Below are 21,316 nucleotides of genomic sequence, written 5' to 3' on the forward strand. Positions count from 1 at the left end.
AGCATTGACAACTGGGTACCTCTGATTTAGCCGCTATTAGGATGTATTGAATCTTACTTACAATCAAGATTACAGCGTCAAGCAACCACTATTATCTGACCTCCTCGAACCCTCTTTAGGATATAACAACCTCCACTGCATCGAAGAGTCCTCTACGGCAACTTGATTTCCGTGATGTTACCTCCTACAGGATTCTTCGCTTTTGACCTATTTTGCATTCCAGAGGTATCGATGAAGCGGTGGGAAAACACTAAGCCAACCGCTAACAGATGTCTTAGTGTGGCACTCCGGAAGTTATTTGAACCGCAGGCGATCGCTGTCGTTGGCGCATCTCAAACCGAAGGGAAAATCGGGTATGAGGCGATGGCAAATACAGTACAGTACGACAAACCAGTTTACCCAGTGAACCCCTCTACGGAGGGGAAATTATTTGGTGAACCTTTTGTCGAATCCGTAACCGAAATCGATGACACCGTCGATCTTGCATTGTGCTGTGTTCCGGCATCGGTTATCCCTGACGTACTAAAAGAGTGTGGAGAGGCAGGTGTTAGGGGTGCAGTCATCTATGCCGGTGGATTTGCCGAAGCAGGTAATGATGGGGAAGCACTACAAGATGCCGCAATCGAAGTCGCAGATAAATACGGTATCAGCCTACTTGGACCAAACACGAGTGGGTTCGTCGTCCCTGGAATTGGGTTGATGGCGTCATTTACTAGCGGTGTCGAGTACCTCAAACCCGGAAACGTTGCTGTCGTAGCCCAGAGTGGCGGTGTCGCCCACTCTTTGGCATTTGGTGCAGCACGAGAAGGCCGAGGCCTCTCAGCGATGGTTGGCCTTGGAAATCGCGCTAACACAGACTTTGCGGAGGTAATCGGCTATTTCGATGACCACGACGTGACGGAAGCCATCGTACTTCATGTGGAAGGCACTGATGACGGCCGTGCATTACTAAGGGCATGTCGGTCTTCCAAGACCCCTGTCGTTGTATACAAAGTCGGAAAGGAAGACGTCGGGGAATTTGCCGAGTCCCATACGGGTGCACTCACGGGTGACCACGATCTCTACCAAGGTGGGTTCCGTCAGTACGGTATTCCATCGGTCGAATCTACGACTGAATTGCTTGATGTGGGTCAAGCATTAGCGTCGTCGCCGACACCGACGGGCCCCAACGTCGGTGTCGTGACTGCACAAGCTGGTCCTGGCATTATCATTGCGGATCGGTTGAAGGGTGCTGGAGCTGCCTTACCTTCTCTGGAGGAGTCAACCCAGGAAACCATCGACGAAATCCTCCCTGGGATTACATATGCTGCAAACCCGGTTGACACCGGCCGCCCGATGCCCGAGTTCGGTGAGGTTATTGAGGCGGTTGCTAATGATCAGAATGTCGACGTAGTGCTTGTCTACGAACTACATGAGGAGGCTCTCGGCTATCCGGTTGACAAGGTTGATGGCCTCGCCGAAGCTGCCGGCAAGCCGGTATTGTTTGCGACTGACGGTCCCAACGAAAGCGTCGCCTCCGACCTCGACACTTTGCGAAATGTTGGTGTTCCAACGTTCCCATCACCTGAGCGCGGTGCGGACGTAGCAGCTGCGTTAGCTCAGTATGGTGCGGACCGACAAGCATTGGATTCCATGAATGTGAATGCAGCAGAAGAGAGAGAACAATGAATAATCGTATTCAAGAACCCATCGAACAAGCTCAGAATCAGGGAAGATCGACACTCACTGAGGCCGAAGGGAAACAGCTCCTACATGAGATTGGCGTTGAGACCCCATCTTTTGAGATAGTCACGGATCCTGACGATGCCGTCAGCGCTGCAGAGAGGATCGGGTATCCGGTCGTTGTAAAAGTATCGTCGCCGATGGTCACTCACAAGAGCGAATGGGCAGACGGTGCGGGAGTCGTAGTCGGCCTTGAGGATTCAGATACCATTCGAGCAGCGGCAGAGCGCATATTCGATGCTGCCGAGTCAGAAGGCATCGACGCAGACGTCCTTATTGAGGAGAGTGCCGACCTTGACGCTGGAACAGAGGTAATTGTCGGCGGTTTGCGTGATGCTTCGTTCGGTCCGGTCGTACTGATGGGTCTCGGCGGTGTCTTCACAGAAGTATTCGAAGACACTAGCCACCGACTTGCCCCTGTCTCAGCTGACGAAGCTGAGCGCGCGCTAAAGGAGCTACAGGCAGCGAAGCTACTCTCGGGCTATCGTGGTCGGCCACCCGCTAATCTAGAGTCATTGGCGACAACGGTCAGCGCAGTCGGTGACTTGCTGGTTGAGCGTGAGATGATCCGAGAAATCGACCTGAATCCTGTGCTCGTGTCCGAGGATGGATCGGTGGCGCTTGACGCTCTTATTGTACTTGAGGATCCTAATAATGAGTGAGGAACAGAATATGGGAAGCGACAACGGTGATACTAAGACGGAGACTGCGTCTAAAACGTTCGAGCATGTCTGGACAGTTCGATTTTCCGATACTGACCCATATGCAATTGCACACTATCCACGGATTATCGACTCCATTCATGAAATTGCGGACGTGTTTATGCAAAAGATCGGATTTCCTATCTGGGTGATTTGCCAGGAAAAGGGATATGGACTGCCGATTGTTGAGATTGACTTTGAATTCATGCGGCCGGTTCGTGCCGGTGACGAGGTGACGGTCGAACTGACTCCGAGTCTCGGCACCAAGTCTGTGCGATTTAATTACATCGCACGTTGTGATAATGAGGTGGTGTTCTCCGGTTATGAACAGCGAGTCTGTGCTGAACAGGGAGGCGGTGAATCGATGGAAATTCCCGATGACCTCCGAGCGGCGTTGAAACCTTACGCAGTCAACTAACCCATCCGTCTGTTGAGTAACCTTTCTCTATCGAAGGTACGCCATCTCGAATTTCGAAGCGTATTCCCGTCTGTCAGTATCGCTGGCAAGGGGTGCCCGATACTCTTTTACAAATTCTTATCTTATACCGGCGCATGGCTGAGTTCGACAACCCATACGCGGAAGAAATCCCATTCGTTCAAGCACACTTTGATTGTGAGAATTGTGGCGGAAAGCTCTGGGAATATGGTATTCAGCAAAAGATGGTTTGTGAAGAGTGTCGCTCGATTTTCAGCTCACAAGACATTTTTGAGACACAGGCATAGCGCTCCGCTTACAGTTCTCTGCAGCAGCATTCAAGCAGTCCGGTTTGATTAGTCGCCTCGCGGTGTAGAACTCTCCAACATCTTTAATACGTATCTGTGTCAACTATTCTCTATGGTACAGACAGATCCTGATCCAGAAGAACTCTTAGAACTGAGTTCCGATACGCGAAGCATCCTCAATGAGCATGGTCTCCGTCCACTCTGGGAAGTAGAAAAAGACTTTGGGACTGTCCAAGAGAATCCCGTCGCGGATATCTGGAAATGGGAAGACATTCAGACGGCAATCGATAACATCGAACAGGATGTTCCTATCGCCGACTTGCCACCGGGATTCCAGCGGCGCGTCGCCGTCCCGATCAACACCTCGCTCGGGAATGCCATCTCGAACACCATCTACGTGGGTGTCCAAACCGTCTCACCAGGTGAGACAGCTCCCTCACATCGGCACTCAGCAAACGCCCTCCGATTTACCATCGACGGTAACGAAGATATGAAGACCGTCGTTGCCGGTGAGGAGTTCCCGATGCAGGACAATGACCTCATCACGACACCACAATGGGAATGGCACGACCACGTCAACGACTCCGACGAAACGGCCGCGTGGCTCGACGTGCTTGACCTCCCACTCGTCCTTGACTCTTTGAACGCGCGGAACGTGTTCGAAAATCATGAACTCGAGCGCCAGCCAGTTACAAAAACTCAGGGGTACTGGGATTCACAGTACGGTCGCGCCCGCGATACGGAGGCCTCGAAAGACAACTCGATTCCTGGTCCATTCGAAGGAATTCGTGAGGCTACGCCTCCGTATCGGTTTGGTTGGACGGAAATGCTGGAAACACTCCGGCAGCGTGCTGATAATGATGATCCAAACCCCCATGATGGATACAGCCTCTCGTACGTCAACCCAGCGTCCGGTCAGCCACCGTTGTTCCCGACGATGTCGTTCCGCGCGCAATTGTTGAACGAAGGGCCGACCGATCCACACTTCCATAACGCGACAGAAGTGTATTTCGTCATCGAGGGGGAGGGTGCGACCCACGTCGGTGACGATGCCCTTGAGTGGAGTCAATGGGACATCTTCGTTGTTCCTCCAGATGAAATTCACCATCACGAACCGGACGACGAAGCGATTCTGCTCGGGATGACCGACCGTCCAGTGTTCGAGGCGTTCAACCTCTACGCCGAGGCTGAACCGTCGTCGTAGCGGACCTGACTCCTCATTACATCCGTTCGATGAATTTCGAGAAATCCACAGAACATCGTCTACTTCCAATATTGCCTGGTGACCGACTCTTTGCTTAAATATCTCCGTCCATTGTTGAACGAATATCTGGTTTTAGCGAATTTTTATCTTGTACTGGATCGGGATATTACCTATCCATCGAAGTGAAGGAATAGCAAGTGCAGATAGAGTAACACCGAATGTATAGACTAGTGTATAGCTATCGATTTATGAAGTTCAGAAACGTGGAGAGAGAGAGAGACTTATTCAGAGTTCTATAACTAGTAAGACTAGACGACTCCACTCATCGCCGCAACAATATTATTTAAGTGGCTTACAATCGTATACGTCCCTATGCGATTCGTTCGATTCAACGATGAGCGGCTAGGATTGCTCACTGACAACGGGATCGTCGACCTGACCGATCGGTTCGGTCTTTCCTCGACGGACCCACTCGTCGAGTACATGAATGGCGACTACGACGCTTCCGAGTACGAGGACGCCGAGGCTGACTACGACGTAAGCGATGTAACACTCGAGTCGCCTGTTCGACGTCCAGGAAAGGTAATCGCGGCGCCGCTGAACTACGAGGCTCACATTGAGGAGGCCATCGCAGACAAAGACATCACTACTGATGAGTGGTTCTCTATCAAGGACAAGGGGTACTTCCTGAAGGCACCTTCCAGCGTCATCGGGCCCGAGGAAAACATCGTCATCCCGTTCAGTGACCGCCGCATTGACCACGAGGTCGAACTTGGCTTTGTCATCGGTGAGGAAACGAAAGACGTGGATAACGAGACTGCATGGGACAACATCTTCGGCTATACGGTGCTGCTCGACATTTCCGTTCGCGGTGATCAAGACCGCTCCAATCGGAAATCTTACGATACATTTACTGTTATCGGTCCGGCGATTGTGACGCCTGACGAGGTAGGCGACCCGCAGGACCTCGATCTTTCGCTGTCGGTCAACGGTGAGACGCGTCAGAGCGCAAACACCAGCGATATGGTGTACACTTGTGCCGACGTAGTGCAGTACGCTTCCATCGGTGCGACTCTACAGGTTGGAGACGTCATTACGACTGGAACACCCGAGGGTGTCGGAGCGCTCGCTGACGGTGACACGGTCGACGCCGAAATTGAGTCCATTGGTTCGATGCAGATTGACGTCGAGGAACGTGACGTAACATTCGCTGACGTGGACGTCCAGAAACACGGTCAAGAGTAATTCAAGCTCACTATCGACAAACTGCTATCCGCCACATTCTTTCGACGCCCTAGAGGATTTTGATTAGTCGTGCACTTTTTGTTCAAGCACGGTCACCTGCTGGTAGTATACGACCATATCTACTTGGTTTTGGTCTTTTGTCTCTATTTATCGCCAAAGAACTACAGACGGCAGTCGATATTTGAAGAGTCGGCTTGAGACGACAATCGAATCGACATCTAAGGAGCTCGGTTTGATTCAGAAATTTAACCCAAACGGATTTTGGACTAGGTTGTTATTTTCCTAGAACAAGAGATGGATACCAACCGGAAGGTATTTTGTTCGAAACCATAATTAACAATCTAGGCTATGCAAGCCAATATCCCACAGTCATATCTCCCAGATGAAGCTGATCATCCGGATTTGATACACGCAGTGCCCGAGGTTCACTACCCCGAGAAGCTCAATGTAGCAACAAAACTTGTAGATCGACACGTGGAAGAAGGACGAGGGGACAACGTAGCCATCCACTTTGAGAATGAGACGATAACATATAGTGAGCTTCAAGAGCAAATTAATCGATTGGGGAATGCCCTTAAAGAACTAGGTGTTGGGCCAGGAGACAGGGTCGTAGTTCGATTTACGAACAGGCCAGAAGCAATAGTCTCCTGTCTCGCAGCCCAGAAGATTGGGGCTGTAGCGCTCCCGTCGATGAAATTATTGCGGGCAAAAGAACTCACATACATTATCAACGACGCTGAAGCAACGGCAGCTGTCGTATATGATGATTTGCTAGATGAAATAGAGGCAGCCAACGAGGATCTCGAGACACTCGAGGAGATTATTGTCGCTGAACGCAGTGGTGTCAATCACGACTTTCACAGTTATGATGATTTAATAGAGAGTGCCTCTGCTGAACTCACTACGTATGAAACGCATCGGGAGGATCCGGCTCTCATGTTGTACACGAGTGGAACCACAGGCCGATCAAAAGGGACATTTCACACCCAGCGACAATTACTAGCAACCGCCGATACGTATGCTAGATATTGTCTCACACCTACGGAAGATGATGTTTTCGGAGGCAACCCACCACTCCCATTTGCCTATGGGTATGGTGATTTGGTGACGTTCCCATTGCGGTTCGGTGCTAGTACAAGTCTTGTCGAAAACGCCACCCCAAAGTCGTTGCTGGAAGCGATTGAGGATCACGGAATCACCGTCTTTTGTTCTATCCCAACAGGGTACAATCAGATTCTATCAAAACATCCAGATGGACCAGAAAAATACGACATCTCTACCCTCAGAGTGGGGATAAGCGCAGGTGAGCCACTCACCCCCCATACATTCGATAAAGTGAAGCAGGAATATGGTATCGAAGTTTTCGATGGCATCGGTACCACTGAGATGCTCCATATTTTCATCAGCCATCGTCAATCGGATGACGTTGACCCCAGTGCCACCGGGTTCCCGGTGCCAGGGTATGAGTGCAAGATAATTGATCCAGATACGGGTGAAGATCTCCCTCGGGGGACACCCGGTTTACTTGCTGTACGAGGGCCGACCGGTATGACATATTGGAATCGTCCAGACAAACAGGCCGACGTCGTAGAAGACGGTTGGAGCCTCCCAGGAGATATCTTTGTTCAGCGGGAAGACGGTCGCTTCGAGTACAAATCTCGCTATGATGATCTTATCATCTCTAGCGGCTACAATATTCCTGGCCCTGAAGTCGAGGCAGTTCTCGAAAAACACGAGGCAGTGAGCGAAGTCGCTGTGATTGGAAGTCGGCATGAACAACGCGGACAGATTGTTAAAGCAGTCATTGTACCGAGTGATGGAACGATCACGGATGATGAACTCGTGGGAGAACTGCAAAATTCAGTGAAGAATACATTAGCACCGTACAAATATCCACGAGAAATCGAATTCGTAAATGATCTCCCCCGAACAGAAACTGGGAAGATACAGCGAGTAAAGCTACGAGAGCAGGAACAAGATCAACCTGAAGAATCGGCCTGATAGAACAAACCTCTCGCTTTTTTGTTTGCCCCTTACGATTGGTGTGTCCATAGATCCATTTCAAGAAGCTAGATGAAACCTATCTTAGGAGTTGTGCCCTGGTTTACGAAATTCGATTACGAATTTGTATACACTGTTTGCTATCGATGCCTGGGTTTCTTCTCGTGACCAGGGACTCTAATTGGACCGTACATTACACCTCTAATATTGTAATGTTGAATAAGCCGCCTTTGATATCGCCAATCGAATAGTACTAAGGGCCCCGACCTCGCTGTTACTTCGCTATTGCAGTAATATTAGGCCAGGTTTTCGCAACTTTCTCAAACAAAACTGTCATATTGGATTTCAATGTTTACAGTTACTGTATACAGCACGCTACGGCAGTTTCTTTTCTCTCTTACAACAATTGAAAAACAGGATATCTCCACCTATCCAGCTGCTATGGACCTGTGTTCGTCTCTATTTTTATATCTGAGCGCGGTTTTGCGACACAAGTAAGCACATAGCCCTCTTCTTGTTCTGAGTCAGAGAGGAACATCGCCTCCGTTTGATCAACTTCTCCCTCAACGATGAGGCCAGAACAGACTCCGCAAACTCCCATTCGGCATTGATAGGGGAGATCGAGACCCAGTTCTTCTGCAGCCTCTAGAATCGGTTGGTTCTCGGGAACCTCAATGGTGATATCTTCATTGATGAATTCTACGTTATATTTCTCTACCATAGTTATTCCAGTTGGTTTTCATAGACATGTTCAACGGGGGAGAACCCAAGCGCTTCATACATCTCTTGTGCTGCTTCATCACCTTCGATGGCATTGATTCGATAGAAGTTCACATTACGAGGAGAGGCGCGAAACCAGTCCTTGGCAGTCTCAAGCATTGCTCGTGCAACTCCTTCGTTCCGATAAGGCTCAATCACGTAGAGACCGTTGACATGACCATGATCTTCGAGACGGAATACCGGGTGGTTACCCATTATTCTGGCCTCAACGACACCGACTATTTCGTCGTCAGATTCTGCAACGACAACTGTACCGTATTTCGAATCAACTAATTGGTTTTCAAAATACGAAAGCCAACGCTCGTCTGCATTTTCCTTGTGACGGTATCGGTCATCGTATTTCGAGAGATGGTCTGTAAATCCGTGCCACAGCTCGAGAAGTTCATTACCGTCTTCTGTATCCGCGTGTCTGATTGTTACACCCATGAATATGGAATCGGACACGTGGGCTAAATAAGTTGTCCCCTCCAAATCTTAGAGTCCATACAGATGTTCTACATCGCCGTGAAAAATCGCGTTGAATGTGAATATGGATATCAATGGTACCTCTGTCTGGCGATTTGAAAACGGATGTCATAGTTCTATCGTCGCATCATCCCTCAAAAATGAACATGATGGAAAATTTTTCGCGAAATATGCTATGGCGTTGTAAGTATTGTGTGGTCAAAATATTAGATATACGAATCACCTACAATGGTTAGCGAACGACAGTCCAAGGATGAATTATAAAATGTGTGGGTGATCGGATCGACAAATGAAATGACGGATGGCTACCGAGATGTCCCGAGGAAGTCGGATTCAAATTATTAGCTCTCGTTCTGGGAAGACATATGGGTATTTGCCTCTTCGGGATTGCCATTATCGACACTGACCTGTTTCATTTGTCATAACTCTCCGGGACCTGTCGAAAATCCCATTGTATCCCAATTGTCGAGAACGAATGCTCTAATGTTCTCTGGATACGACGACTCGAAATCGACCTGTGGGGCGATAAATTCGTCGTCCCATCGGGGATCCCATGTTGCGTCAATGAATAATCTAGATCCCGTTGTTCCATCGCTTCGGTACTCAGTTGCTGTTGCGGCAGGGGCCTCTGGCTCGCTGAAATGCCAGTCATGAGATGGATGTGCCTTGATCCACATATCATCGAACGCTTTTGCAAGATCTCCTGGTGGTGTGTCCTCATCGAGGATGAGCACTTTGTCGAACAATCGTGAAAACGAAAAGAGAGTGTTCGCGAGTTGCCATTCGAATCCTGCATAGAGAATTTCTGTTGCTACAAGGCACAACCCGAGGTGTGTTTCAGCTGGAAGGTGGATCCATTCTACTGGACTTACTCCCCAGTAGTTATTCAGCCGACGGAGCAATCGAACTGACTCTACGATGCTCACCAAATGAATATCGTCTGCGAGAGGTGCTCCAAGTGGTGAGAAGGGGAGTATTGCGTTCTCGCGTAGCGCAAGGTCGGTAACGCGAATTTTCAGTGTTACAGTTTTAGTTGCTTTCTCCCATCCTTCTCTGGGGCGTAGGTGATGGTCGGTCATCTCACCTACCGTTCCACTAATGACTCCTTCAGCACTTGCCGGAATAAAGCCACCTTGCTCGTTGGCGAATGCTATATCGCTATACGATTGTGCCAATGCAAGGGTATCTCCAGCTTTCGTTTCACCCATCCACGATAATTCTGCAGCGATGAGACACGCTGTAGGCACACCCAGTGCAATAGTGACGTTAGTTTCGGGTGACAACTGCTCTCCGAGAGCAGCAGGAATTGAGGCGATTAGACTGCCATGGTTTTTCACGACCGCATGGATTGGCGCCCACACCGTTTTATCGCTGATAGTTACTGCACAGAGTCCAAGTGTAATTGTTGGTGCTTCGTCCGAAAGTGCCGGTAACCCAAGCGAATAAAGATCGACGCCAACTGGCTTAGCCTTGAGAGACGTGGGATCGGGCCGTGAATTGTTTGATGGTGTCTTCGTGAGCTGACGAGTGAACTGATCATATGGTATCTTACTATCTAATCCAACCCCCATGGCAAGACGTGACCAAGGAGTTCGATTCCTTGGGAGCATTTGGTCAAGTCCCCCATATATGCCACTCACTAACCGAGTCTTTCCAGGGACATTCTCGAAAAGAATTGCTGATCCGTTTTGCCTTGCTCCCTCTGCTCCGATAGCTGGTGCTTCATCCATCCAGTGAACCGATTGTTCGATCTGAAGAAGGTCGTTCTCTGCCTCGAGCATCGAAATTAGATTCCGAATGCTCATTATGAGACCTCCGAAGCAGATACTGCTTCGAGTGATAACCCCGATTCGACAAGTGTTTTTCGTGCCTCTTCTACTATCTCGTCATTGTGGAGATAAGGAAGAGATGCCTGTGAAGCATCACTTGTCGCATCGATATATGCTTTTGACGTCTTAGTCTTCGAAGTTCCTGTTTCGATATTGCCTTTTTCCTCAGGAGTTTGGTAGATGTTGAGTGGTACCTTGGGCATCGTCTCAACACCAAATTGGTGGAAATCTTGATTCGGATCTGCATTCATAGCAATTGCTTTGAGGACAGCACGCTGGTCCAATGGATCGACATCGGAATTAACGAAGACGAAGAAATCGATATGGAGCATTCCCCAGGTTGTGAAGATAAAATTCGCGAGTTCATGGAGATAGCCGGGTCGAGGATTTTCAGTTGATACGGTATATGCTGTACGCGGGGTGAACCGCCACGGAACACATTTTTCGACATCAAACCCTGCAGCTCGAAGCCCTAGCGTTGCATCTGGTCCAACACAACTCACTTCCATTGTTGAGCTTGAGTTGTGTGTATGACCAACACCGACCCCTTCTACGCAAAACGGGATATACGGTCGTTTGCGGTGTGTGATTGCATCGACCTCCAAAGCCGGCATTGATCGTCGAGGGCCGTTCATATATCCGAAATAATCCCCGAAGGGACCCTCATCTAATCGTTCGCCAGGTAGCACCGTCCCCTCGATGATGATTTCTGCACTGGCAGGGACTAAGAGGTCGCTTGTCTCACACTCGACGAGTTCAACCGGCTCTTGTTTTAACGCTCCTGCAAAATCTGCTTCATCACGACCGGTTGGAATCCACATCTCTGATGAGAAATAAACCGCTGGTTCTGATCCGAGCGCAATTGCAATCGGCATTGGATCATTGCGTCGCTCATATTTGTAATAGTAGAGGTTTGGCGTTTGTTCACCGGCAAGAAGCAGAATACTCGCTTTCTTTTGGGAATGGATCATTGCCCGGTGAGACGACCAGTCAGTCCATTCCGAATCAGGGTCGGTCGTAATTGCAGTATGCAGATTCGAATATCGCCCTCCATCACCTTCGTGAATATATGGCCACGGAAATTCAAAGAGGTCGACCTCAGAGCCTGTCCGTATAACTTCTTTACAAGGAGCAGATTCGCTCGTAACAGTTGTTGGTGAAATTGGTGATTGAAGTCGATCGATTATTGTCTTGTAGTACTGGTCACCTGTCATTCCTGTCGGCAAGTTGAGTGCTACAGCCATTCGGTCCCATGGGCGGGCTCTTGGGCCGCGATATGGATCTCCAACAAGCTGTGCATCGACTGATACTTGATCACCAACGTCTTCGAATATTGGTATCTCAGCATCAGTGAGATCCGCTTTCATCGTGAGTGCACTCGCCTCAAGATTCCATGACACCGGCTGAGCGATCCTTGTCGTCTCATTTGCAGCGTCAAGAAGTGAGAGATAATCTCGAAAACTATCTGCAGTCATTGACCGCCGTCACCTCCTAATTTAGATGACAATTCTTCGCGTTCAAGTTCCGTCCGAGCGTCAACGTATTCGTCTACCAAATCCGAATAATTATCAGCAAGATGGTCTTCTAATAATCCCCGAACAGCTTCTGAAACAGAGTTGTATCTTCTCGTTTCGACTAAATAGAGTAAAAGCGCTCGGAGCTCTTCTGAGCGGGCGTTGATAACATTCGAATTCTCTTCACTTTGTCTGATACATTCAATCAAAACTTTTCGGTCAATTTCCATCTCATCGATTTCTGTTTCTAAAATTTCGATGTACATCTCTTCTTCGACACTCTCGTGTGGGCCTCGAACGATAGTAAGAGGTTCTGGATCGGACAATTTTTCTGGATCTTGTGAAATATACGCTCGTGTTGTGAAGATTTCTTTCGTGTTCTCATCTGTGACTTGTAGGGTCACTTCTCCATCAGGATTTTCGGGAAGATATTCCTCTGAGGTAGTGTATGCAGCAGTCATCGTTCCCACCTCCTTGTGCCCCGGGAAGATAAATAATCCATGTCAATACCCACCGTACGACGGTATATAAGCTCTTCCTCCTCAGAATGTTGTTTCTAATAGCTATCGACTTTACAGGGAAAAGTTTGGATAGTAACTGAACTTTTTTGTTGAGTACTCTCTCTTGTTGATCTGTAGGAGCAAGATCTAATAGAAACGCTTTCTCGCGCGTTCTGTTTTTCCGATTCAGATTTCCGGTGATACCATAGAAATCCATCCGGAAGTGTTGTAGCCAGAGATTTTTATAAATATTTCCATCACAATTCCACCGTCAATTCTTGGATCGGGGATTTCCCTGAATCAAGACAGAAAGTTGTGTCATTATTTTGAATAGGACGTAAATTCCCATTCTCCGTGCGTGACCACTGAACACTCCTTTGAAACACATGAGTAGGGCCTGCTGTAGTTACCGGTGAGTCAGGGTTATATCGACAAGAATCACTAATGACCCCAGGCACGAGAGTATCCGCGAAATCGGCAACAACAATTGTGCCTCTTTGAAGATCTTCTACAAACCGAATAATCGATCCCGCGACCTTTGCAGCGTGATTCTCTGCAATAGGTTTTAGGACTCCATCAGATCGTATCATCATATCACGAAGATACTTCCACTCGAACGTTCCATTGAAGGGTGCTGCTGCCTTTCGAGTGATTGTATCTTTATTAACGTGTACATCCTTACCCTGAATTAGTGGTGCATTGCTACTAACTCCGCCGTCAGATATAGAAACAAGATTGTGATTATCCCATTCTTGTTTCAGATGTGGAACATATTTGCCTTTTCTGTTTACTGGACTTATCTTATAGATTGTCTTGCCTTTCAAATCTTCTGTGTGGATCTCTATCCGTTTGGCTGGATCAATATCTTTCATTTTTATTGAGTTTATTTTATCATCTGATATTGGAACTTACAATACTGAGATTGTCTCTCGTACTTTGTCGACAAGATGGGGCTGATCACAGAACTCTCCTCCTATATCTACTAGTGTGCTCTTACGGGTTATACAGACCATATGAGTACAATACACGGTACCGGATAAAGATGTTTAGCTCTCAATCAATAGTCCACAGTTACGTCGCTCCATAACTGATTTCACATAAATAAGACGCAAAAGTATCCTTTCACAACCAATATCGGGTCTACGAGTAGGACAAGAGTAGTTGATGACGAATCGTTAATCATTCGCGAGGACGGGATGCAGCCATGAGATAGATTGAACCAGAGTAAATGAAAGAGGTCGAGATCATTTTCATCGCCTGAACGAGTAATCGAAGTATGAAGATATTATGTGGGAGAGGAGGAGCATTTCTACATCGGGTTTTTGACGTGGCATTTCGTGAAAATCAAAAAACGAACAAAAATACGCGAACTCGCTATGCAAGACGTAGATCATTGAATCACTGATTCACAGAGTCAGGGATATAATGAGTCTCGCATCGCCAGGAGGTTCTCAGTGTCAACCCTCTTCAATCGCTTTTGAATGCCAAATTCACTATTCAAATACGGTTTATCGGTGGATTCCATAATTAGCTAAAATCTACCGGATACCTACCTCCGTCGCTGCTATCTTTCTGCGAGGAGAGAATCCCGCCGTTTACGGCGGGAATGAATCCGACAACTCCCACAGAATCCACCGCCGATGGCAGGCTGGATATTCCATGTGAATCCACACCATTAAGTAGGTTTGTCTACATAGTCTATGTATGGCGATTCGGGTCACTCGCACCTACGTTGCTTCCATCAGGAACCAGCATCAGATCAAGAGTGACTTGGACTCGCTTGGGTTTGCCGCCTCGAAACTCTGGAACATCGCACGCTGGACGTGTGATCGTATCTGGAGCGAAACAGGAACAATCCCCGAGGATGGCCCGCTCAAGGCATACTTGAAGACCCACGAACGCTACGCCGACCTCAATTCTCAGTCGAGTCAGCGAGTCATCGAAGAACTCGCTGAAGCGTTCAACGGGTGGTACGCCAAGCGCCGAAACGGGGACGACCGTGCAAACCCACCGAAGTACCGAAAACACAACGGCGACCACCCTCGCTCTACGGTTACGTTCAAAGAAGACGGCTTCAAACACGACGCGAAGAACGACCGAATTCGCCTTTCGAAAGGTCGAAACCTCAAAGAACACTGGTCGGACTTCATCCTCTGTAAAATCGAAACCCGACCAGATGTTATTGTCGAGAACGTCCGTCAAGTCCGTGCCGTTTGGAACGGAGATGAATGGGAACTCCACATCGTGTGCAAGCACGAAATCGAGGCCGAGTCTCCCGGAGACCAAACCACTGGTATCGATCTCGGTATCTCGAACTTTGCCGCCATCGCGTATTCCACAGGCGACCACGAGTTGTATCCGGGAAACGCCCTGAAAACCGACGAGCGATACTTTGCTAAGGAGATAGCGAAGTGCAACTCCTCTCGGTCAAACGAGGCGCTCCGACTCCGACGGAAGCGTTCCGAGCGTCGGTCGCATTACCTGCACGCCGTCACCAGACACATCGTCACGGAGTGCGTCGAACACGGTGTCGGAACGGTTGCTGTTGGCAACCTCGAAGGCATCCGTGAAGACGGCGAAACTGGCGAGCCCCGAAATTGGGGCGATCGTGGCAACGAAGGCTTGCACGGGTGGGCATTCGACCGCTTCACGAACTTGCTCACGTACAAGGCGAAAGCCGAAGGCATCACCGTGGTCACGGTGAGCGAGCGAGATACGTCAAAGACGTGTTCGCGTTGTGGGCAGAAGCGAGACGCCAACCGTGTGGAGCGTGGCTTGTACGTCTGTCGTGGGTGTGACGCCGTGATGAATGCCGACTCGAATGGTGCGGAGAACATTCGGCGTCGGTTAGATCAAGTAGAAAAGGTAACTCTGAATCCCCGGTCTCCCGGGGATAGGAGTAGCGGGCGTGTGGCACGTCCAGTAGTCAACCTGTTCCGTCGTGGAGAACACGACCCGAGTAGTGGACAGGGGACGTTCGCTGAACAAGCGAGCATCTGCGAACCGTAAATATCCTAACGCGGCACGGGAAGCCCCGCCGTTCACTGCGGGGAGGATGTCACTCCATATGGAGATAATGTGGCATATCTTTGGGGAAACCTGCTCTCTTTTAGATGTCCGCACGCAACTGGATGTATGTCTTGGATCGACGAGCAGGCGGCGGCTCTTGACGCCGACGAGTTCGGCTTCGAGATATTGCCCGAGACCGACCAATCCTTCGAGAACGCGCTCGCAAAGGCACGTGACGGTGAACGACTCACAGTCGACGACGGGATTGAACTCATAACGACGGGGACGGACGTCATGGGTCTTGACCCGCGACGGAAGGAACTCGTCCTCGAAACCGCTGACCGCCGTCGCGCGGACATCGTCGGCAACGAGGTGACGTTCGTCGCGAACATCAATAATAACATTACGACGGCATGCAACGTCGGCTGTCTCTTCTGCAATTTCAAGGACACTGCCCACCTGTTTGAGGAGTCCTACCAGGATGACCACGGCGGCTTCACGAAAACACCCGACGAATCGCGTGAAGTTGTTCAGGATGCGGTTGATCGCGGGGTCTACGAAGTGACGTCCGTCTCAGGTCTCCATCCAGGACTCGCGCTCGACGATGAGCATCACGAGGCTCTCGATGCCAACGACCCCGAACTCAATTACAAGCCCCCAGAGACATACACAACCGATCCGTCGACCTATCGCGAGCAGATCGCGGCGATGGCCGAAACAGGTGCACACGTCCATTCGATGACTCCCGAGGAGGTCTATCACGCTCAGCGCGGCGCCGACTGGGACTACGAATATGTTTATCGCGAGCTACGGGAGGTCGGTCTGAAGACGGTGCCGGGCACGGCCGCCGAAATCCTCGTCGACGAGGTGCGCGACGTCATTTGCCCAGGCAAGATAAGTACCGAGGAGTGGGTTGAATCGATGGAGTCAGCCGCCGCGGTTGGCCTGCCGATGACCGCGACCATCATGTATGGCCACGTCGAAAACGAGGCCCACCGTGTCCACCACCTGAAAATGATTCGAGACCTGCAGGACCGAACGAGCAACATCACGGAGTTCGTCCCGCTCTCGTTCATCCACCAAAACACGCCACTCCACGAGCACGGCGTCGTCGAGTCCGGCGCAAGCAAGGCCGAGGATGAACTCATGATAGCCGTCTCACGCCTTTTCCTCGACAATATCAAGCACATTCAGTCCTCGTGGGTGAAGTACGGTGACGAGTTTGGTCTCAAGCTCCTGAACTGTGGTGCGGACGACTTCATGGGCACCATTCTCTCTGAGGAGATCACGAAGCGCGCCGGTGGCGAGTACGGCGAGTTCCGCTCCTTCGCGGACTACACGGAGATGCTCAAGGCAATCGGTCGCCCGCCGGTTGAGCGCAACACAGACTACACCAAGCGCCGGCGTATCGACCCAGACGCAGACATCATCGGACCCAAACTCGGACCTGAAGCCGACGGCACACCACTCCTCAACTAGATAAGGGTGGTAATTGTGTGGTGGATTTCGTAAAATCCGTGCTCGCCATGTTCCACTCACCAATGTTGACTACTCATACGAAGAGTTGCGTAGTAGTCCCGAGTCATACCTGTACGTAAACTCCCGACTGTGTTCGTCAGCACCGTCGGTAATGAAGTGCTCGATCGAGACATCCATCGATCGACATTCGGAACCGAATATCTTCATCGATTCGTCCTCAAAGTACGGTTTCGTGTACTGAATTTCGTCAATCGCGGACATGCGCATCTGCCTACAGCATTCTGGAAAAAGACGTACTTCGTTCCTGAGGAAACGCGCAAGCAATATCCACTTCGTAGATTCTTGCGTCTTTAGACGCCAGAGCATATCAATTAGCTGTCCATCCGATCTCCCGCTATTCGTTCTATATCGGGTTTTATATACAAAGGGTTTGTAGCCATTCATAATCATGTCCGTCACTCACAACGAGCTGGCGTTCGAACGGCTTGGTCACGCGAGCGTTCGCATTGAAACTGACAATGACACTGTCGTTTATATTGACCCGTGGAATGATGTACTCGATACCGAACCGAGTGATGGTGACATTGTATTCATCACTCATGACCACTTCGACCACTACGATCCTGACGCCATCGAAGCAGTCGCTGGACCTGATGTAACTGTCGCTGCGTATGAAGCGATCGACACTAGCGACCTTGCATTCGATGTGACTGACCTTCCGCATAAAGGCAAAGTAAACGTCAATGGCGTTACCGTACAGACTTTACCTGCGTACAACGATTCCGGAGGCAAGCACGTTGACGACGATGGGAATCCATTCCATGCTCGGGGCGAAGTGATTGGACTTCTGCTGACAGTTGCGGACACGATTGTCTTTTTTCCGTCTGATACAGACTTCCTCCCCCATCACGAGAACCTTCTTGCTGACGTGTTCATCCCACCTATTGGTGGTCACTTTACGATGGATCGCCACGAAGCTATGGAATTCGCTCGGAGTATCGATCCTGAAGTAGTTCTTCCGGTCCACTACGATACGTTTGACCCGATCGAGACCGATGTCGATTCATTTGCGACAGAACTGGAAGCAGACGGGATTCGCGTTGAAGTGTTCTGATGATATTTAGTCGATGAAAGAACACAAATCAGAAGACTACTTTGAGTCCTCCAGAAGAGACCGTGGAAGATGTTTAATCGCTCCATCAACGGCTGCACTCGGGTCTGCTAGGTCTAGGGGTGGAATTGTCCAGACCGTCAAATCAGTCATTCGCTCCATTACAGGCGGATTCGTTTTCTCGGCGATGCTAGCACCTTCATACTGATTAAGAACAATACCAAGAACAGGAATATTCCGCTGGCGAAGTGCTTCGACAGTCAACATCGTATGATTCAACGTACCTAACCCTGACCGGGCAACAACCACCGCAGGCAAATCGAGGTCCGCAACCAAGTCAATAACTTCACGGCCGTTGGCTAATGGTACTCGGAGGCCACCGATACCCTCGACGATGCCACATTCTGTGTCAGCTAACATCTGTTCACATTCCTTCAATATTTTTGCATAGGAGAGAGTCACACCTTCTTGTTCAGCTGCGATCTCAGGTGCTAGCGGCAGTTTCAAACGCCGAAGACAAGTCGCCGCAGTGTCTGTCCTGCAGACTTCAGTGACGAATCCAGCATCGTCATCCGGAGGATAGCCTGTTTGACAGGGTTTGATGGCCTTCGCGTCAATGCCATCCGCTCGGAGCATTCCTACCAAGCCTGCGGTTACAACAGTTTTGCCTACACCCGTATCGGTTCCAACGACTACGAAATCATCACTCATAGTAGATCCAGATCCTGGCTAGCCTTTCGGAACGCTGATAGACAATGGTCGACATCCTCCTCGGTATGGCTTGCCATCGGTGCCACCCGAATTCGGCTAGTGCCCTTTGGTACTGTCGGCGGTCGAATACCAGGGGCGATGACGTTCTGCGTGCGCAGATACTCGTCCAGTGCCATCGTGTCTTTTCGGTCGCCAATAATGACAGGTAGAATCTGGGTTTCCCCCCAGACGTCATACCCCATTTCCTCAAGTCCACCGCGAAGACGCTCAACGTTTTCCCAGAGTTGTGCTGAGCGATCACCGTTGCGAGCAATGCATAACGCCTCGCGTGCCGCCGCTGCAGCCGGCGGTGCAAGCCCAGTCGAGAAGACAAACGAGCGGGCGGCGTTGAGCAGATAGTCAATCACCTCCTCGGTACCAGCGACGTACCCACCCTGGCTCGCGAAGGCCTTCGAGAGCGTCCCCATCTGAATGTGAACCCGATCTGAGAGCCCCTTGTGTTGGACAATACCACCCCCACCTTCGTAGAGCCCGGTCGCGTGTGCTTCGTCGACCATCAGCCACGCACCGTACTCCTCGACGATGGTACAGAGTTTTCGTAGTGGTGCCACATCACCATCCATACTAAAGACGGAATCAGTAACGACCAACCATGACTCATCGCTACTTCCCTCGCATGCTCGCTGCTCGAGTGTCACATGGAGATCTTCGGGATCGCAGTGGTCATACACTAGTGTCTCTGCATCAGTCTGTCGGCAGCCATCGATAATACTCGCATGATTCAGCTCATCAGAAATGATAACATCGGGATTTAGCGCCGAAATTATCCCGGTATTGGCTGCATAGCCTGACGAAAACACGAGTGCACGTTCTGCGTTCTTGGTCTCGGCGATGTCACGTTCCAGGGCACGGTGGATCTGTGTGTCTCCAGTCACGAGTCGGCTCGCGCCTGCACCAGTTCCAATTTCTCGTGCTGCGATAGCGGCGGCCTGTTGGACCCGTTCGTCAACTGTAAGCCCAAGATAGTTGTTTGCCGCAAACACCAATTGTACTTCATCATCAAATTCAGGCGGTAATCCCTTCGGATCGGGAGCCACGCGACTGCACGCTGCGACCTGATCGACCGGTGTGAGATTCCGTTTGAGGGCCTGTCGCTCGCGCTTGGCGAGACGTTCCGCTAGGTCGAACCCGTGCCTTTGATCCCGATCTTTCCTGGCCCTCAAGCTCGTATTGTTGTCTGTGTCGTCGTACATCTAAAACCCGGGCATTAGTTCTGCAGGCCCAAAGACCCCGTATTCACCAGCCCGGTTGCGACGAACACCGGCTTTCAAATAGCCGAGAGCTGGTCCATTAACATTGGCTTCCATGCTCGTGTTGTCGTCGAGCTGGAATGTGTTGGTCCCCGTCTCTCCGTCGAAGGTTTTCCCCGTGACCTGTACAGTCGTCGTTGTCGGCTTTTCATCTGACGTCACATCAAGAATGCCACCGACAGTCACGTCTTCTGCATCGCAGATATTGGCTCGTTCTAAGAGGACGTCGTCAGCATGCTCCATGTCCTCGAATTCAATGACGCCATTATGTTCGTCGATGACTGCATCAATCTCTTCGTCACTCATCTCGCGAGCATCTTGGATGTCGTATTCAGGTAGATGTGCAATATCTTCGCGAACAGTGCCCCGATTGTCCTCATAACCGGATTTGAGACCAACACCCCACCAGATTTTGACCGCCTCTATCTCAACGAATGATTGGGCTGCGATGGCCGCTGCACCGGTAAGGAAACCAGGCGTAGCACCAGCGCCACAGACGAACGTGATGCCCACTTCCTCAAACGTCTTCGTCCGGTTGTCAAGCATATCAATGACTCGCGAGCGTTTCAGCACGTCCACGAGAACGCCAGAGTAGTCGGCTTCCGCAAAACGATCAGCCACCCGTGGGATAAAGTCGTGTTCGAAATTTGGAAGCGCAATGAGCACTGCATCGATTCGCTCGCTTTCCGCGATGATATCGTCAATTGGTGTCTCCGAAGGACCTGCCTGAGAGGACGCGACAACCCCGGCATTTTCCCCAGTTTGCTTGACACCACTTTTATTATCCGTCGAACCGCCATCTATTGCCATCTCGCGGGTTTCAGGATCGCTCGCGATGTTTCCCTCTGTCGCCCTCAGTAGTTCGTCTACATCGAGTCCATCGTGGTTGATGGCGACTCCATGACGATCACACGCCGCAACAGGCGTTAATGTCTCTTTCTTCTTTGAAACGTCGAGTGTTCGTCGACCGATACCACCTGTACCAAGTACTGCGAAGCTTATTTCATCCATG

The 21,316-nt window shown here is 50.2% G+C and carries 19 protein-coding genes; 10 read left to right on the forward strand and 9 right to left on the reverse strand.

All coding sequences use genetic code 11. From position 1 onward, the window contains the following. The first annotated feature begins 279 nt into the window (after nucleotides 1–279). The 7 genes from AC1XDK_RS17135 to AC1XDK_RS17165 all read left to right on the forward strand — a co-directional run bounded on the left by AC1XDK_RS17135 (nucleotide 280) and on the right by AC1XDK_RS17165 (nucleotide 7,596). Nucleotides 280–1,668, forward strand: coding sequence for an acetate--CoA ligase family protein (locus AC1XDK_RS17135; protein WP_483351181.1), 1,389 nt, complete (start codon nucleotides 280–282; stop codon nucleotides 1,666–1,668). Further along, nucleotides 1,665–2,384 (forward strand): acetate--CoA ligase family protein, encoded by a 720-nt coding sequence (locus AC1XDK_RS17140; RefSeq protein WP_483351182.1) that lies wholly within the window; start codon nucleotides 1,665–1,667, stop codon nucleotides 2,382–2,384. The genes AC1XDK_RS17135 and AC1XDK_RS17140 overlap by 4 nt, the downstream gene beginning before the upstream one ends. Beyond that, nucleotides 2,377–2,841 (forward strand): acyl-CoA thioesterase, encoded by a 465-nt coding sequence (locus AC1XDK_RS17145; RefSeq protein WP_483351183.1) that lies wholly within the window; start codon nucleotides 2,377–2,379, stop codon nucleotides 2,839–2,841. Before AC1XDK_RS17140 ends, AC1XDK_RS17145 begins: the two co-directional genes overlap by 8 nt. 134 nt (nucleotides 2,842–2,975) lie before the next feature. After that, nucleotides 2,976–3,146 (forward strand): hypothetical protein, encoded by a 171-nt coding sequence (locus AC1XDK_RS17150; RefSeq protein ID WP_483351184.1) that lies wholly within the window; start codon nucleotides 2,976–2,978, stop codon nucleotides 3,144–3,146. Nucleotides 3,147–3,258: 112 nt separating this feature from the next. Beyond that, complete coding sequence (locus tag AC1XDK_RS17155; protein WP_483351185.1) at nucleotides 3,259–4,350, forward strand: cupin domain-containing protein; 1,092 nt, start codon at nucleotides 3,259–3,261, stop codon at nucleotides 4,348–4,350. Nucleotides 4,351–4,722: 372 nt separating this feature from the next. Then, a complete protein-coding gene (locus AC1XDK_RS17160; RefSeq protein ID WP_483351186.1) occupies nucleotides 4,723–5,595 on the forward strand; it encodes a fumarylacetoacetate hydrolase family protein in 873 nt (290 codons plus the stop codon). A gap of 348 nt (nucleotides 5,596–5,943) precedes the next feature. Continuing rightward, on the forward strand, nucleotides 5,944–7,596 hold the full coding sequence (locus AC1XDK_RS17165; protein WP_483351187.1) for an acetate--CoA ligase: 1,653 nt from the start codon (nucleotides 5,944–5,946) through the stop codon (nucleotides 7,594–7,596). A gap of 439 nt (nucleotides 7,597–8,035) precedes the next feature. Here AC1XDK_RS17165 and AC1XDK_RS17170 read toward each other — a convergent pair whose 3' ends face one another. The 6 genes from AC1XDK_RS17170 to AC1XDK_RS17195 form a co-directional block, all read right to left on the reverse strand. Further along, complete coding sequence (locus tag AC1XDK_RS17170; protein WP_483351188.1) at nucleotides 8,036–8,317, reverse strand: 2Fe-2S iron-sulfur cluster-binding protein; 282 nt, start codon at nucleotides 8,315–8,317, stop codon at nucleotides 8,036–8,038. A 2-nt stretch (nucleotides 8,318–8,319) separates the two neighbouring features. Continuing rightward, complete coding sequence (locus AC1XDK_RS17175; RefSeq protein ID WP_483351189.1) at nucleotides 8,320–8,802, reverse strand: GNAT family N-acetyltransferase; 483 nt, start codon at nucleotides 8,800–8,802, stop codon at nucleotides 8,320–8,322. A 458-nt stretch (nucleotides 8,803–9,260) separates the two neighbouring features. Continuing rightward, the gene (locus tag AC1XDK_RS17180) at nucleotides 9,261–10,646 is read right to left on the reverse strand and encodes a UbiD family decarboxylase (protein WP_483351190.1); all 1,386 of its coding nucleotides are present in this window, start codon (nucleotides 10,644–10,646) and stop codon (nucleotides 9,261–9,263) included. After that, nucleotides 10,646–12,145, reverse strand: a complete 1,500-nt coding sequence (locus AC1XDK_RS17185) for a UbiD family decarboxylase (protein WP_483351191.1) — start codon at nucleotides 12,143–12,145, stop codon at nucleotides 10,646–10,648. The genes AC1XDK_RS17180 and AC1XDK_RS17185 overlap by 1 nt, the downstream gene beginning before the upstream one ends. Continuing rightward, entirely contained in the window at nucleotides 12,142–12,645 is a 504-nt protein-coding gene (locus AC1XDK_RS17190; protein WP_483351192.1) for a hypothetical protein, read from the reverse strand. The genes AC1XDK_RS17185 and AC1XDK_RS17190 overlap by 4 nt, the downstream gene beginning before the upstream one ends. Nucleotides 12,646–12,941: 296 nt before the next feature. Continuing rightward, nucleotides 12,942–13,556, reverse strand: a complete 615-nt coding sequence (locus tag AC1XDK_RS17195; RefSeq protein ID WP_483351193.1) for a hypothetical protein — start codon at nucleotides 13,554–13,556, stop codon at nucleotides 12,942–12,944. 832 nt (nucleotides 13,557–14,388) lie between these two features. Between AC1XDK_RS17195 and AC1XDK_RS17200 the strand changes: the two genes are divergently transcribed. From AC1XDK_RS17200 to AC1XDK_RS17210, 3 genes are all read left to right on the forward strand, one after another. Further along, a complete protein-coding gene (locus tag AC1XDK_RS17200; protein WP_483351194.1) occupies nucleotides 14,389–15,693 on the forward strand; it encodes an RNA-guided endonuclease InsQ/TnpB family protein in 1,305 nt (434 codons plus the stop codon). Nucleotides 15,694–15,819: 126 nt separating this feature from the next. Then, nucleotides 15,820–17,172, forward strand: coding sequence for a 7,8-didemethyl-8-hydroxy-5-deazariboflavin synthase subunit CofH (gene cofH, locus AC1XDK_RS17205; RefSeq protein WP_483351195.1), 1,353 nt, complete (start codon nucleotides 15,820–15,822; stop codon nucleotides 17,170–17,172). A gap of 448 nt (nucleotides 17,173–17,620) precedes the next feature. Then, a complete protein-coding gene (locus AC1XDK_RS17210; RefSeq protein WP_483351196.1) occupies nucleotides 17,621–18,286 on the forward strand; it encodes an MBL fold metallo-hydrolase in 666 nt (221 codons plus the stop codon). 36 nt (nucleotides 18,287–18,322) lie between these two features. On the opposite strand, the gene bioD is transcribed toward AC1XDK_RS17210, so the two are convergent. The 3 genes from bioD to bioU are packed head-to-tail and all read right to left on the reverse strand — an operon-like array spanning nucleotide 18,323 to nucleotide 21,315. Next, the gene (bioD, locus tag AC1XDK_RS17215; protein WP_483351197.1) at nucleotides 18,323–18,994 is read right to left on the reverse strand and encodes a dethiobiotin synthase; all 672 of its coding nucleotides are present in this window, start codon (nucleotides 18,992–18,994) and stop codon (nucleotides 18,323–18,325) included. Next, nucleotides 18,991–20,247, reverse strand: coding sequence for an aminotransferase class I/II-fold pyridoxal phosphate-dependent enzyme (locus tag AC1XDK_RS17220; RefSeq protein WP_483351198.1), 1,257 nt, complete (start codon nucleotides 20,245–20,247; stop codon nucleotides 18,991–18,993). The genes bioD and AC1XDK_RS17220 overlap by 4 nt, the downstream gene beginning before the upstream one ends. Further along, nucleotides 20,248–21,315: a (S)-8-amino-7-oxononanoate synthase BioU gene (gene bioU / locus AC1XDK_RS17225; RefSeq protein ID WP_483351199.1), complete on the reverse strand. Its 1,068-nt coding sequence runs from the start codon at nucleotides 21,313–21,315 to the stop codon at nucleotides 20,248–20,250. Nucleotide 21,316 lies beyond the last annotated feature (1 nt).

The organism is Haladaptatus sp. HS23 (genome assembly GCF_056892285.1).